Below are 12,188 nucleotides of genomic sequence, written 5' to 3'. Positions count from 1 at the left end.
CTGCCTGGCGTGACGATCCGCCCGATCCGCGAACTCGGTGACCCCGTCCTCCGTACCCCTGCCGACGAGGTGCGCGCCTTCGACAAGGAGCTCGCCGCGCTGGTCCGGGACCTGGAGGACACCGTGGCCGACCCGGGCCGGGCCGGCGTCGCCGCACCGCAGATCGGCGTGGGCCTGCGTGCGTTCTCCTACAACGTCGACGGCGTGATCGGGCACGTGGTGAACCCGCGGATCGTCGAGCTGTCCGAGGAGACCCAGGACGGCGACGAGGGGTGCCTGTCCATCCCCGGCATCTGGGCGCCCACGGTGCGGGCGATGCACGCCGTCGTCGAGGGCTTCGACGTCCACGGCGAGCCGCTGCGGCTGGAGGGCACCGGGCTCATGGCCCGCGCCCTGCAGCACGAGGTCGACCACCTCGACGGCAAGGTGTTCCTCGACCGGCTCACCGGCGAGGCCCGCAGGACCGCGCTGCGCACGTTGCGCGAGCGGGGCTGACCGGAGCGCTGGGACGGGACCCCGGTCGGGGCCCGCGACCTGCGACGCAGCCGGGCCCCGCGGCGGTCAGACGGCGGCGACCCCCGGCACGATCAGGCCGCGGACCTCGAACTCGGTGACCACCGGGTCGCCGGCGGGCGGGGGCCCGCCGGTGGCGAGCTCGGCGACGACCGGCTGGACGACCTCGCGGTCGAAGCGCTGCGAGGCCTCCTGGGACTCCCACACCTCGATGACCTGGAAACCGGTCTCCGTGGCGCGGGCGAGGTGCAGCAGGAGCCCCTCGGCCCCGCCGCCGGCCCTGCGCAGCACCTCGGCGTGGACGGCGTCGTACACCTGGACCGGTGCCGGCACGTCGATGACCACAGCCCAGGACATGGCGGTCCCTCCTCCTCAGTGCGTCCGGTCCGCGGCGTCGCCCGCCCGGCGGCGGGCCAGTCCGCGGGCGCCCGCCCCGTCGAGCCGGTCGAGGGCGGCGTCGCGCCCGGTGACCAGCAGCAGGAGGTCCGCGATCGGGCCCTCGACGGGTGCGCCCTCGCCGGCGGTCCAGTCGGTGTCGGTGGCGCTGAGTCGGAAGCCGCGCAGCCGCCTGCGCGCGGAGAACGGGAAGCCCATCTCCCAGACGCGACCGGCGGCCACGGCGGCGGCCGCCGGCGGCATCGGCCGGGTGCGGCCCAGCGGGCGCACGATGTCCTGGCCGTGGACCAGGACGTCGATGAGCGGCTCCAGCGGACTGATGAACGGTGCCCGCCGTCGCGAGCCGACCATCGCGCGCAACCGCCGGGCACACTCCGCCGGGGGCAGCGGCGCCGCCCGCAGGGCGGAGTCCCGGATCATCCGGTCGAAGCTGCCCCGCGCCCGGACCGCCGCGACCAGGGCCTCCCGGGGCCCCATGTGCGCCTGGGTGAGGTGCACCGCGACGTCGCCCACCCGCCAGTCCGCGCACAGCGACGGCGTCTCCCACTCGGCGGGGGAGAGCTCCTCCAGCAGGTCGGCGAGGTCCGCCCGCTCGGCGTCGATGGTCCGCCACACGTCGTCGAGGTCCATGACGCCTCCACTGGATTGGTACGATGATCTGACCAGTTTCGTCAGAGGATCTGACCGTCGTCAAGGGGTGGCGTGAGCGAGGCACCGGAGGAGCGGCAGAACCTGGGCCTGCTGTGCTTCTACCCGCACCGCGCCATGGAGGCACGGATCCTCGCGGCGCTGGCCGCCGCCGGCTTCGGCGACATCACCCCCGCGCAGGGCCGCATCGCCGCCCGGATCGGCCGGGCCGGCACGCGCCTCACCGACCTCGCCGAGCAGGCGCTGGTGACCAAGCAGACCGCCGGCCACCTGGTCGACCAGCTGGAGGCCGCCGGCTACGTCCGCCGCGTGCCCGACCCGACCGACCGGCGGGCGCGGCTGGTGCAGATGGCCGACCGCGGGCAGCGGGTCGTCGCCCTGGCGCGGCAGGTCGAGGCCGAGGTCGAGGCGGAGTGGACGGCGTACCTCGGGGAGGAGACCACCGCGGCCCTGCGGGCGGCGCTCACCCGGTTGCGGGAGGTCACCGACCCGTTCCGCTGACCCTCAGCGGGTCGCGGTGCAGGCCGCGCAGGTGCCGAAGACCTCCAGCTGGTGCTGGACGTCGGCGAACCCGTGCTCGGCGGCGACGCGGGCCGCCCAGCGCTCGACCGGCGGGTCGGCCACCTCCACGGTGCGGCCGCACGACCGGCACACCAGGTGGTGGTGGTGCACCGGCGAGCACCGGCGGTAGCCGGCCTCGCCGTCGCTCCCGCGCAGCACGTCGACCAGGCCGTCGTCCACCAGGGCCTGCAGCGCCCGGTAGACCGTGGCCAGCCCCACGGCGTCCCCGCGCTCGCGCAGCAGCGCGTGCAGGTCCTGTGCGGTCCGGAAGCCGTCGAGTTCGTCCAGGAGGGCGAGGACGGCGCTGCGCTGCCGGGTCTGCCGGCGGCCGGGCACCTCGGCCGGCTGCGGGGCGGTCATGGACGACCTCCGAGTCCGGGGGCCGGCGCGGCGTGCTGGCCGTGTTCGTCGTAGTGGGTGCCCGCGCCGGTGCGGTGCGGCGCGTGCAGGTGGCCGTCGTGGTCGTAGTCGACGTGGTCGCCGTGCGGCACCGGCTGGTGCCCGCAGCCGTCGCCGTGCTCGTGCGGGTGGGCGGCGTGCACCCCCGCCCGCCGCTGGTGGCGGCGCCGGGCGGTGGCGTCGCGCACGGACACCGCGGTGGTGACGGCGAGGAAGAGGGCGATCGCGAGCAGCACGATGGTGCCGCCGGACGGCGTGCCGGCGTAGTAGGAGGCCGTCGTGCCCGAGACGCTCACCACCAGGCCGATGGCGCAGGCCAGGTAGAGCGCCTGGCGGAAGCTGCGGGCCAGCAGCTGGGCGACCGCGCTCGGCACGATCATCAGCGCGCTGATCAGCAGCAGCCCGACCACGCGCATGGACAGGACCACGGTCGACGCGACCAGCGCGGCGAGCACGATGTTGAGCGCCAGCACCGGCAGCCCCACCGCCCGCGCGTACTCCTCGTCGTCGCTGACCGCGTACAGCCGCTGGCCCAGCAGCCAGACGGCGCCCAGCACGACGACCGTGATCACGGCGAAGACGGCGACGTCCGAGGCGCTCGTCGTGGTGATCGCCCCGAACAGGTAGGACTCCAGGTTGGTCCCCTGACCCCGCGGGGCGAGGCTCAGCAGCACCACACCGCCCGCGATGCCGCCGTAGAACAGGACGGCGAGGGCGACGTCACCGCTGGTGCGCCCGCGGGCCCGCACCAGCTCGATGACCACTGCGCCGAGGACCGCGGCCACCAGCGCCGTCCCGACCGGGGCGGTCGAGGTCAGGACGCCGATCGCCACGCCGGTGAGGGCGACGTGCCCGAGGCCGTCGCCGAGCAGGGACAGCCGGCGCTGCACCAGGAAGACGCCGACCGCCGGGGCGACCAGGCCGACCATCAGCGAGGCGAGCAGGGCCCGCTGCATGAAGCCGTACTCGAGGATCTCCACGTCAGCGGCCTCCGTCGCCGGTCACCCGGGGCTGGTCGAGGCGGTAGCCCCGCGCCGGTGGCTGTCCGGCGTCCTCGGGGTGGTGGTGGCCGCCGCCGGTGTGCCCCTCGGCGCCGGCCAGCGGGCCGTCGTAGCCGATCCGCCCGTGGTCGACGACGACCGCGCGGGTCAGGACGCCGGCCAGTGGCCCGGTCTCGTGGGTGACGACCAGCAGGGTGGTCCCGGTCGCCGACACGTCGGCCAGGACCGCGGCGAGCGCGTCCTGGCTGGCGGCGTCCACACCCGCGGTCGGCTCGTCCATGACCAGCAGCTCCGGCTGGGCGGCGAGCGCGCGGGCCACCAGCACCCGGCGCTGCTGCCCACCGGACAGCGAGGCCACCGGGTCGCCCATCCGGTCGCTGAGCCCGACGGCCGCCACCGCGTCGGCGACCGCCGCGCGGTCGGCGGGGCGCAGCCGCCGGAACAGCCCCAGCCGGGCCAGCCGGCCCACGCCGACCACCTCGCGCACCGTGGCCGGCACCGCGCCGCTCACCGTGTGCCGCTGGGGCACGTAGCCGATGCGCCCGCGCTCGCGGAGCCGGCCGACCGGCGCGCCGAGGACCTCGACCTCGCCGGCGAGCACCGCGGCCAGGCCGAGCAGCCCGCGGGACAGCGTCGTCTTCCCCGACCCGTTGGAGCCGAGGACGGCGACCGCCTCGCCCGCGTGCACGGTCAGGTCGACGCCGCAGACGACGGGGACGTCGCCGTAGCCGATGCTGGCGTCCCGCAGGCGGACGGCGGCGGTCACGAGCAGCCCTGCCCCTCCTGCAGGGTCGCCAGGTTGTCCCGCATGACCGAGAGGTAGTCCGCCCCGGCGGAGTCGTCGGTCAGGCCCTCGAGCGGGTCGAGGACGGCGGTGCGCACCCCGGCCTCCTCGGCGACGGTCTCGGCGACGGCCGGGTCGACGAGGGTCTCGGTGTAGACGGTGGTCACGCCGCGCTCGCGCACCAGCGTGGAGATCTCGGCGAGCTGCGCCGGCTCCGGCTCCTGCGACGGGCTCAGGCCGCTGATGCCGACCACCTCGAGGCCGTAGCGGGCGGCGAGGTAGCCGAAGGCGTCGTGGCTGGTCACCAGCGTGTCGACGGCGCAGGTGGCGAGGCCGGCCTGCATCTCGGCGTCGAGGGCCTCCAGGTCGGTCCGCAGCGCGGCGGCGTTCTCCTCGAAGGCCGCGGCGCCGTCCGGGTCGAGCTCGCCCAGCCGCTCGGCCAGCGCGTCGCCGACCGCGGCCAGCCGGACGGGGTCCAGCCAGAAGTGCGGGTCGGTGGCCTCGTCGCCGTGCGCGTGCTCCTCCTCGGCGGCGTGCCCGCCGTCCGCGTGCTCCTCCTCGCCGGCGTGCTCGCCGTCCGCGTGCTCCTCCTCGGCGGCGCGCTCGCCGTCCACCGGCTCCTCACCGGCGGTCAGGTCGGCGGCCGGGCCGGCGTCCCACGCGGCGTCGCCGGCCTCGGACTGCGCGGCCTCGTCGAGGGCCGGCTGGAAGCCGTCGAGGTACACGAGCAGGTCGGCCTCGCCCACCGCGGCCACGTCCTGCGGCGTCAGCTCCAGGTCGTGCGCCTCGGCGCCGGGCGGGGTGAGCGAGGAGACGTCGACGCGGTCCCCGCCGACGCGCTCGGCGGCCCACTCCAGCGGGTAGAAGCCGGCGACGACGCTGAGCCCGTCCCCGCCCGCGGCTGCGTCGTCGCCGCCGCACCCGGTGAGCAGCAGGGCGGCGGCGCAGGCCGCGGTCGCGGCCGTGCGCGTCCTCTCGATGTGCATGAGAATCATTCTCGCATGCCGGGGGGCATGCGGGACGGCGAGGCCCGGCGCCGGTCCGCGTACCCTCGCGGGCGTGTCCGACGTCTCCGGCCTGCCGCTGATCGGCGCCGCGGCCCAGCGGGCCCGCGCCGCCGCCCGGGTGCTGCGCACCTTGCCCACCGACACCAAGGACGCCGCGCTGCGGGCGATGGCCGACGCGCTGGTCGAGCGCACCGACGAGGTGCTCGCCGCCAACGCCGCCGACGTCGAGGCCGCCGCGGCCTCGGGCACCCCCGCCGCGATCCTCGACCGGCTGCGCCTGGACGCCGGGCGGGTGGCCGGGGTCGCCGACGCGCTGCGCCAGCTGGTCGCGCTCCCGGACCCGGTCGGTGACGTCGTCCGCGGGTCGACGCTGCCCAACGGGCTGCAGCTGCGCCAGGTCCGGGTGCCCCTCGGTGTGGTCGGGATCGTCTACGAGGCCCGCCCGAACGTCACCGTGGACGCCGCGGGCCTGTGCCTCAAGAGCGGCAACGCGGCCCTGCTGCGGGGATCGGCGTCGGCGTTCGGTACCAACACCGCGCTGGTCGCCGTCCTCACCGAGGCCGCGGAGAAGGCCGGGCTGCCGGCCGGGTCGATCGAGCTGCTGCCGGCCGACCGCGCGTCGGTGGGCGAGCTGCTGAACGCGCGCGGGGTGGTCGACGTGGTCATCCCGCGCGGCGGCGCCTCGCTCATCCAGCGGGTGGTGCGCGAGTCCACCGTGCCGGTCATCGAGACCGGCGAGGGCAACTGCCACGTCTACGTCGACGCCTCCGCCGACCCGGCGATGGCCGAGGCGATCGTGCTCAATGCCAAGACGCACCGGGTCAGCGTCTGCAACTCCGCCGAGACGCTGCTGGTGCACCGTGACGTCCCGTTCCTGCCGCGGCTGCTGTCCGCGCTGGCCGACGCCGGAGTGACCCTCCACGGCGACCCCGTCACCGTGGACGTGGCGGCGCGGTCCGGTGTGTCCGCCGTCGTCCCCGCCACCGACGAGGACTGGGCCACCGAGTACCTGTCGATGGACATGGCGGTGCGGGTCGTCGACGACCTGCAGCAGGCGCTGGACCACATCGAGCGGTGGGGGAGCGGGCACAGCGAGGCGATCGTCGCCGACTCCGCGTCCGCGATCGCCGCGTTCACCGCCGGCGTGGACGCCGCCGCGGTGCTGGTCAACGCCTCGACCCGGTTCACCGACGGCGGCGAGTTCGGGTTCGGCGCCGAGATCGGCATCTCCACGCAGAAGCTGCACGCCCGCGGCCCGCTGGGCCTGCCCGAGCTGACCTCCACCACCTACGTGGTGACCGGGCAGGGCCACACCCGCCGCTGACGGCGCCGCCAGGTCCCCGGTCCGCCGCCCGCGCGCTGCGCACCCACCACCCCGACGCCCAGCGAGGAGTCGCATGCCCCGCCCGCCGTCGCAGTCCCCGCAGTTCTCCTCGGTCGCGGACGTCAGCAAGCGGCTGGCGACCGCGGGCTACCTGCCCGACGCGCAGATCGCCACGACGGTCTTCCTCGCCGACCGGCTGGGCAAGCCGCTGCTGGTCGAGGGGCCGGCCGGCACCGGCAAGACCGAGCTGGCCAAGGCGCTGGCCGTCGCCACCGGCTCGGAGCTGATCCGGCTGCAGTGCTACGAGGGCCTCGACGAGGCGCGGGCGCTCTACGAGTGGAACTACAAGAAGCAGCTGCTGCGGATCCAGGCGGCGCAGGGCACCGGCGGGGCGGACTGGGACACCGTCCACGACGACATCTTCGGCGAGGAGTTCCTGCTCTCCCGGCCGCTGCTCACCGCCATCCGGCGCACCGAGCCGACCGTGCTGCTGATCGACGAGACCGACAAGGCCGACGTCGAGGTGGAGGGCCTGCTGCTGGAGGTGCTCAGCGACTTCCAGGTGACGATCCCCGAGCTCGGCACGGTGACCGCGACCCGGCGGCCGATGGTGGTGCTGACGTCGAACGCCACCCGCGAGCTGTCCGAGGCGCTCAAGCGACGGTGCCTGTACCTGGCGCTGGACTACCCGTCGGCCGAGCGGGAGCGGGAGATCGTGCTCTCCCGGGTGCCCGACCTCGCGGCGGGCCTCGCCGAGCAGCTGGTGCGCACCGTCCGGGCGCTGCGGGCGCTGGAGCTGAAGAAGTCGCCGTCGATCTCCGAGACCCTCGACTGGGCGCAGACCCTGCTGGAGCTGGGCCTGGACACCCTCGACGAGACCGCGGTGCGCTCGACGCTGGGCGTGGTGCTCAAGCACGCCAGTGACCAGGAGCGGGCCGCGGCCGAGCTGCGGCTGAACTGATGTCCGTGCCGGCGTCCGTCGCCCGGCCGGGAGGGCTGGCCGGGCACCTCGACGGCTTCGTGCGCGCGGTCCGGGACGCCGGCATCCCGGTCGGGATCAGCCAGGCCGTGGACGCCGCCGAGATCCTCACCGTCGTCGACCTGCTCGACCGGGAGCAGCTGCGGCACGGGCTGGCCGCGGTGCTGCTGCAGCGTGCGGCGCAGCGCCCGGCCTACGACGTGCTGTTCGACCTGTGGTGGCCGCTGTCGGACCGGCCGGTCGCAGCGCCGGACGACGCCGACGCCGACGGCGACCTCGACGGGCAGCCGGGGGAACCGGGCGAGTCGACCCTCGACGTGCCGGACGGCGTCGACCTGGCCGGACTGCTGCGCGACCGGCTGGCCCAGCTGCTGCTGGACGGCGACGCGGAGGCGTTGCGCCGGTTCGCGCGCGAGGCCGTCGACCGGCTGGGCCGCGCGACGCCGTCGCCGTCCGGGCAGTCGTTCTTCAGCTACCGGGTGATGCGGGCGCTGTCGCCGGACACCCTGGTCGCGCAGCTGCTGGCCGGGCTCCTCGGCGACGGCGAGCGGGGCGGGCTGGCCGAGCAGGTGGCCCGGCAGACGGTGCGGGAGCGGCTGGCGGCGTTCAAGGCGGCGGTGGAGGCCGAGGTCCGGCGCCGGGCGGCGGCCGAGCGGGGCCGGGACAAGGTGGCGAAGGGCGCGGTGCGGCCACTGGCCGACCAGGTCGACTTCCTGCGGGCCAACCAGGCCGACCTCGCCGAGCTGCGCCGGACGGTGGCCCCGCTGGCCCGGCGACTGGCCGTGCGGCTGTCGGCCCGCCGGCGGCTGGGCCGGGAGGGTCGGCTGGACTTCCGCAGGACCGTCCGCGCGTCGCTGGGCACCGGCGGGGTGCCGGTGGTGACCCACCACCGGCCGCGCACGGTGCACAAGCCGGAACTGGTCGTGCTGTGCGACGTGAGCGGCTCGGTGGCCGGGTTCAGCCACTTCACCCTGATGCTGACCCAGGCGCTGCGTGAGCACTTCTCCGGGGTGCGGGCCTTCGCGTTCGTCGACTCGACCGACGAGGTGACCCGGTTCTTCCGCCCCGGCGCCGACGTCACGGACGCGGTGGCGCGGATCGGCCGGGAGGCCGACGTCGTGGGCTTCGACGGGCACAGCGACTACGGCACCGCCTTCGAGGTGTTCGCCGAGCGCTGGCCGGCCGCGGTCGGGCCGAAGACATCGCTGCTCGTGCTCGGGGACGGCCGGACCAACCACCGCCAGCCGGGCCTGCCGGTGCTCGCCGACCTGGTCCGGCGGTCGCGGTCGGCGCACTGGCTGAACCCGGAGCCGCGGCGGCTGTGGAGCAGCGGGGACTCCGCGGCCCTCCGGTACGCCGAGGTGATCGACATGGTCGAGTGCCGCACCGCCGCCCAGCTGGCCGACTTCGTGACCACCCTCTGAGGCGCCGGGGGCACGCCGGGCCCGCCGGCCGGGCCGGGCGCGGAGGAGCGGCGACCGGTCCTCGCGGGCCGCGGTCGGATCGCCCCGATAGGCTCGATCGGTGGCAGGACGGCGAGTCGGGGTGATGGGTGGGACGTTCGACCCGATCCACCACGGGCACCTCGTGGCAGCCAGCGAGGTCGCGGTCCTGTTCGGGCTCGACGAGGTCGTGTTCGTGCCGACCGGTCAGCCGTGGCAGAAGAGCCACCGCGAGGTCAGCCCGGCCGAGGACAGGTACCTCATGACCGTCATCGCCACCGCCTCCAACCCCCGCTTCTCGGTGAGCCGCGTGGACGTCGACCGCGGTGGGCAGACCTACACGATCGACACCCTCAGCGACCTGCAGCGCCAGCGCCCCGACGACGAGCTGTTCTTCATCACCGGCGCCGACGCGCTCTCCCAGATCCTGAGCTGGCGCGACAGCGACCGCTGCTTCGAGCTGGCGCACTTCATCGGCGTGACCCGCCCCGGCTTCGACCTCGGGGCGTCCCACCTGCCCGAGGGCTCGGTCAGCCTGGTGGAGGTGCCGGCGCTGGCCATCAGCTCCAGCGACTGCCGGGAACGCGTGGGCCGGGGCATGCCGGTCTGGTACCTCGTGCCGGACGGCGTGGTGCAGTACATCGAGAAGCGCGGCCTCTACCGCGTCCCCGGCGGTGCCCGCCCCGCGGCCCGGGAGGGCATCGCGCGCGGCGGTGGCGCCGACCCGCCGACCGGCGACCGCCCCACCTACGACCGGCCGCCGGTCACCGGAGATCCCGGTGGACCCTCGACCGAGCCACCGTCCCCCCATCTCCAGGAGGTACCCCGATGACCGCCTCGACCGAGGCGCGGGAGACCGCACTGCTGGCCGCGCAGGCCGCTGCCGACAAGCTGGCCACCAACGTCTCGATCGTGGACGTGAGCGAGCGGCTGGCCATCACCGACGCCTTCGTGCTGGCCTCGGCGCCCAACGAGCGGCAGGTGCAGGCGATCGTCGACGAGGTCGAGGAGCGGCTCCGGCAGCACGGGGTCAAGCCGGTGCGCCGCGAGGGCGTCGCGGAGGCCCGCTGGGTGCTGCTGGACTTCATCGACGTCGTCGTCCACGTGCAGCACGCCGAGGAGCGCGCCTACTACGCCCTCGAGCGGCTGTGGAAGGACTGCCCGACCATCCCCTTCGTCGACCCGGCGGCCCCGCCCGGGAACGCCCCGTCGGACGACGGGGCGACGTCCGGCGGCGCCGTCCCCTCCACCCGCGCGACGCTGTCGGCCGACGACATCGACCCGATGAGCGCCGATCCGACCCCCCTCGCCCCCGAGCCCGCTGCCGACGACGACGTGATCCCCGGCGGACTCCCCGGGGACGACACCCCCACCCCGGAGGCGACCGGCCGGTGACCGGTGCCGTCCCGCCGCTGCCGGTGTCCCGCCTGCTGATCTGGCGGCACGGACGGACCGAGTGGAACGCCGCCGGGCGCTTCCAGGGCCAGCTCGACCCCCCGTTGGACGACGAGGGTCGCCGCCAGGCCGTCCGCACCGCCCCCCAGCTGGCGGCGTCCGGTGCCCTGCCCCGGGGCACCGTCGTGGTGTCCAGCGACCTCAGCCGGGCAGCGGAGACCGCCGAGGCCCTCACCGGCGTGCTCGGCGTGCCCCTGCGGCTCGACCCGCGGCTGCGCGAGGTGGGCATGGGCTCCTGGGAGGGGCTCACCCGTGACGAGGTGGCCGAGCGTCACCCCGACCAGTACGCCGACTGGCTGGCCGGTCGCCCCGTCCGCGGTCGTGGCGGGGAGGACCCCGCCACCGTCCCGCAGCGGGCCCTCGCCGCCCTCCAGGACCTGCCCGAGGCGCCGGCGGCCGTGGTGGTGACCCACGGTGGCACCGGCGGCCGGTTGATCGAGGCGCTGCTGGGCCTCGGGCCGGAACACCGGCGGGTGTTCGGCCCCCTCGGGAACTGCGCCTGGAGCGAGCTGGCGGTGCAGGGCGACCGCTGGCGGCTGTTGCGGCACAACAGCTCCGCGCCGCAGCCACCCGCCGAGTCCTCGCGTCCGGCCCGGTCCGCCGCACCGCTCGAGGCCGGTGCCACGACCGAGGAGGCACCGGCGCCCACCCAGGACGCCGACGCCCTCCTGTGAGGCCACCCGTCCGTGTGGACCGCGACGGACCGTGTCCGGAGGTCCGCCGCCGGGAGCTAGCCTCGCCGGGTGTCCGTCGCCGTGGTCACCGACTCCACGGCATACCTGCCCCCTGAACTCGTCGAGCAGTACGCCGTCGAGGTGGTCCCCCTCTACGTGGTGATGGCCGGGCACTCCGGTCGCGAGGGTGAGGACATCGGCCCGGCCGACGTCGCCCGCGCGCTGGCCGCCCGTGGCCAGCGGGTCTCCACCTCCCGGCCCACGCCCGGGGACTTCGTCAGCGCCTACCGGCGGAGGTTGGCCGCCGGAGCGGAGCGGATCGTCTCGGTGCACCTGTCGGCCGAGCTGTCGGGGACCGTGGACGCGGCCCGCCTGGCCGCCGCGCAGGTCGGTGAGCACGTGGTGACGGTCGTCGACTCCCGCTCCGCGGCGATGGGCAACGGCTTCGCGGTGCTGGCCGCCGCCCGCGCGGCCGCGGCCGGCGCCCCTGCCGAGGCCGTCGCCGCGGCGGCGCGCGAGACCGCCGCGGCGACCCGGACGCTGTTCGTCGTCGACACCCTGGAGCACCTGCGCCGGGGCGGCCGGATCGGCTCGGCGGCCTCGCTGATCGGCACGGCACTGGCCGTCAAGCCGGTCCTGCACGTCTGCGAGGGGCGGGTCGTCCCCCTCGAGAAGGTGCGCACCTCGGCGCGTGCGCTGGCCCGCCTGGTGCAGCGGGCGGCCGAGGCGGCCGACGGGGTGCCGGTGTCGGTCGCCGTCCACCACCTGGCCGCGCCGGACCGGGCCGAGCGTCTGGCGGCCGAGCTCCGCGAGCAGGTGCCCCTGCTGCGTGAGCTCCACGTGAGCGAGCTCGGCGCGGCGATCGGCGCGCACGTGGGACCGGGCGCGGTGGGCCTGGTGGTCGCGCCGGCGTCGTCGCTGCCGCGGCTGGACACGGCAGAGCAGGGCGGCGAGGCGGGCGGACAGCCGGACTGAGCAGCGGCGGGGCACGGGCACCGGCGCAGC

General features: G+C 75.9%; 15 protein-coding genes. 9 read left to right on the top strand and 6 right to left on the bottom strand.

Going from position 1 to position 12,188, the window contains the following annotated elements; genetic code table 11:
* The first annotated feature begins 9 nt into the window (after positions 1-9).
* Positions 10-495 carry a peptide deformylase gene (gene def / locus ACI78V_RS12975; RefSeq protein ID WP_456851318.1) on the top strand — a complete coding sequence of 162 codons (486 nt, stop codon included), beginning with the start codon at positions 10-12 and terminating at the stop codon, positions 493-495.
* Between the two features lie 66 nt (positions 496-561).
* Here the strand turns inward: def and ACI78V_RS12970 are convergent, their stop codons facing one another.
* Both ACI78V_RS12970 and ACI78V_RS12965 read right to left on the bottom strand, forming a co-directional pair.
* On the bottom strand, positions 562-870 hold the full coding sequence (locus ACI78V_RS12970) for a hypothetical protein (RefSeq protein ID WP_456851317.1): 309 nt from the start codon (positions 868-870) through the stop codon (positions 562-564).
* 15 nt (positions 871-885) lie between these two features.
* Positions 886-1,539 carry a maleylpyruvate isomerase family mycothiol-dependent enzyme gene (locus ACI78V_RS12965; protein WP_456851316.1) on the bottom strand — a complete coding sequence of 218 codons (654 nt, stop codon included), beginning with the start codon at positions 1,537-1,539 and terminating at the stop codon, positions 886-888.
* Positions 1,540-1,611: 72 nt separating this feature from the next.
* Here ACI78V_RS12965 and ACI78V_RS12960 point away from each other — a divergent pair, with 72 nt between their 5' ends.
* The gene (locus ACI78V_RS12960; RefSeq protein WP_456851315.1) at positions 1,612-2,058 is read left to right on the top strand and encodes a MarR family winged helix-turn-helix transcriptional regulator; all 447 of its coding nucleotides are present in this window, start codon (positions 1,612-1,614) and stop codon (positions 2,056-2,058) included.
* 3 nt (positions 2,059-2,061) lie between these two features.
* Here the strand turns inward: ACI78V_RS12960 and ACI78V_RS12955 are convergent, their stop codons facing one another.
* The 4 genes from ACI78V_RS12955 to ACI78V_RS12940 are packed head-to-tail and all read right to left on the bottom strand — an operon-like array spanning position 2,062 to position 5,288.
* Positions 2,062-2,478, bottom strand: a complete 417-nt coding sequence (locus tag ACI78V_RS12955) for a Fur family transcriptional regulator (RefSeq protein WP_456851314.1) — start codon at positions 2,476-2,478, stop codon at positions 2,062-2,064.
* Positions 2,475-3,497, bottom strand: coding sequence for a metal ABC transporter permease (locus ACI78V_RS12950; protein WP_456851313.1), 1,023 nt, complete (start codon positions 3,495-3,497; stop codon positions 2,475-2,477). Before ACI78V_RS12950 ends, ACI78V_RS12955 begins: the two co-directional genes overlap by 4 nt.
* A gap of 1 nt (position 3,498) precedes the next feature.
* A complete protein-coding gene (locus ACI78V_RS12945; protein ID WP_456851312.1) occupies positions 3,499-4,284 on the bottom strand; it encodes a metal ABC transporter ATP-binding protein in 786 nt (261 codons plus the stop codon).
* Positions 4,281-5,288, bottom strand: coding sequence for a metal ABC transporter substrate-binding protein (locus ACI78V_RS12940; RefSeq protein ID WP_456851311.1), 1,008 nt, complete (start codon positions 5,286-5,288; stop codon positions 4,281-4,283). Before ACI78V_RS12940 ends, ACI78V_RS12945 begins: the two co-directional genes overlap by 4 nt.
* Before the next feature lie 73 nt (positions 5,289-5,361).
* Here ACI78V_RS12940 and ACI78V_RS12935 point away from each other — a divergent pair, with 73 nt between their 5' ends.
* The 7 genes from ACI78V_RS12935 to ACI78V_RS12905 all read left to right on the top strand — a co-directional run bounded on the left by ACI78V_RS12935 (position 5,362) and on the right by ACI78V_RS12905 (position 12,158).
* A complete protein-coding gene (locus ACI78V_RS12935; protein WP_456851310.1) occupies positions 5,362-6,633 on the top strand; it encodes a glutamate-5-semialdehyde dehydrogenase in 1,272 nt (423 codons plus the stop codon).
* Positions 6,634-6,706: 73 nt separating this feature from the next.
* Positions 6,707-7,594, top strand: a complete 888-nt coding sequence (locus ACI78V_RS12930) for an AAA family ATPase (RefSeq protein ID WP_456851309.1) — start codon at positions 6,707-6,709, stop codon at positions 7,592-7,594.
* Positions 7,594-9,036, top strand: coding sequence for a vWA domain-containing protein (locus tag ACI78V_RS12925; RefSeq protein ID WP_456851308.1), 1,443 nt, complete (start codon positions 7,594-7,596; stop codon positions 9,034-9,036). The genes ACI78V_RS12930 and ACI78V_RS12925 overlap by 1 nt, the downstream gene beginning before the upstream one ends.
* A 100-nt stretch (positions 9,037-9,136) precedes the next feature.
* Positions 9,137-9,886, top strand: a complete 750-nt coding sequence (nadD, locus tag ACI78V_RS12920) for a nicotinate-nucleotide adenylyltransferase (protein ID WP_456851307.1) — start codon at positions 9,137-9,139, stop codon at positions 9,884-9,886.
* Positions 9,883-10,449 (top strand): ribosome silencing factor, encoded by a 567-nt coding sequence (gene rsfS / locus ACI78V_RS12915; RefSeq protein WP_456851306.1) that lies wholly within the window; start codon positions 9,883-9,885, stop codon positions 10,447-10,449. Before nadD ends, rsfS begins: the two co-directional genes overlap by 4 nt.
* Entirely contained in the window at positions 10,446-11,183 is a 738-nt protein-coding gene (locus tag ACI78V_RS12910) for a histidine phosphatase family protein (RefSeq protein WP_456851305.1), read from the top strand. The genes rsfS and ACI78V_RS12910 overlap by 4 nt, the downstream gene beginning before the upstream one ends.
* A 69-nt stretch (positions 11,184-11,252) precedes the next feature.
* On the top strand, positions 11,253-12,158 hold the full coding sequence (locus ACI78V_RS12905) for a DegV family protein (protein WP_456851304.1): 906 nt from the start codon (positions 11,253-11,255) through the stop codon (positions 12,156-12,158).
* Positions 12,159-12,188: the final 30 nt, after the last annotated feature.

Source organism: Geodermatophilus sp. SYSU D00742, assembly GCF_054049935.1.
This window is presented reverse-complemented; position numbering and strand designations above follow the sequence as displayed.

What these genes read in the sequence shown, in the direction of transcription:
- ACI78V_RS12970 (WP_456851317.1), bottom strand. Translation starts at nt 870, where the DNA reads ATGTCCTGGGCTGTGGTCATCGACGTGCCGGCACCGGTCCAGGTGTAC.
- ACI78V_RS12965 (WP_456851316.1), bottom strand. Translation starts at nt 1,539, where the DNA reads ATGGACCTCGACGACGTGTGGCGGACCATCGACGCCGAGCGGGCGGAC.
- ACI78V_RS12955 (WP_456851314.1), bottom strand. Translation starts at nt 2,478, where the DNA reads ATGACCGCCCCGCAGCCGGCCGAGGTGCCCGGCCGCCGGCAGACCCGG.
- ACI78V_RS12940 (WP_456851311.1), bottom strand. Translation starts at nt 5,288, where the DNA reads ATGCACATCGAGAGGACGCGCACGGCCGCGACCGCGGCCTGCGCCGCC.
- ACI78V_RS12930 (WP_456851309.1), top strand. Translation starts at nt 6,707, where the DNA reads ATGCCCCGCCCGCCGTCGCAGTCCCCGCAGTTCTCCTCGGTCGCGGAC.
- ACI78V_RS12925 (WP_456851308.1), top strand. Translation starts at nt 7,594, where the DNA reads ATGTCCGTGCCGGCGTCCGTCGCCCGGCCGGGAGGGCTGGCCGGGCAC.
- rsfS (WP_456851306.1), top strand. Translation starts at nt 9,883, where the DNA reads ATGACCGCCTCGACCGAGGCGCGGGAGACCGCACTGCTGGCCGCGCAG.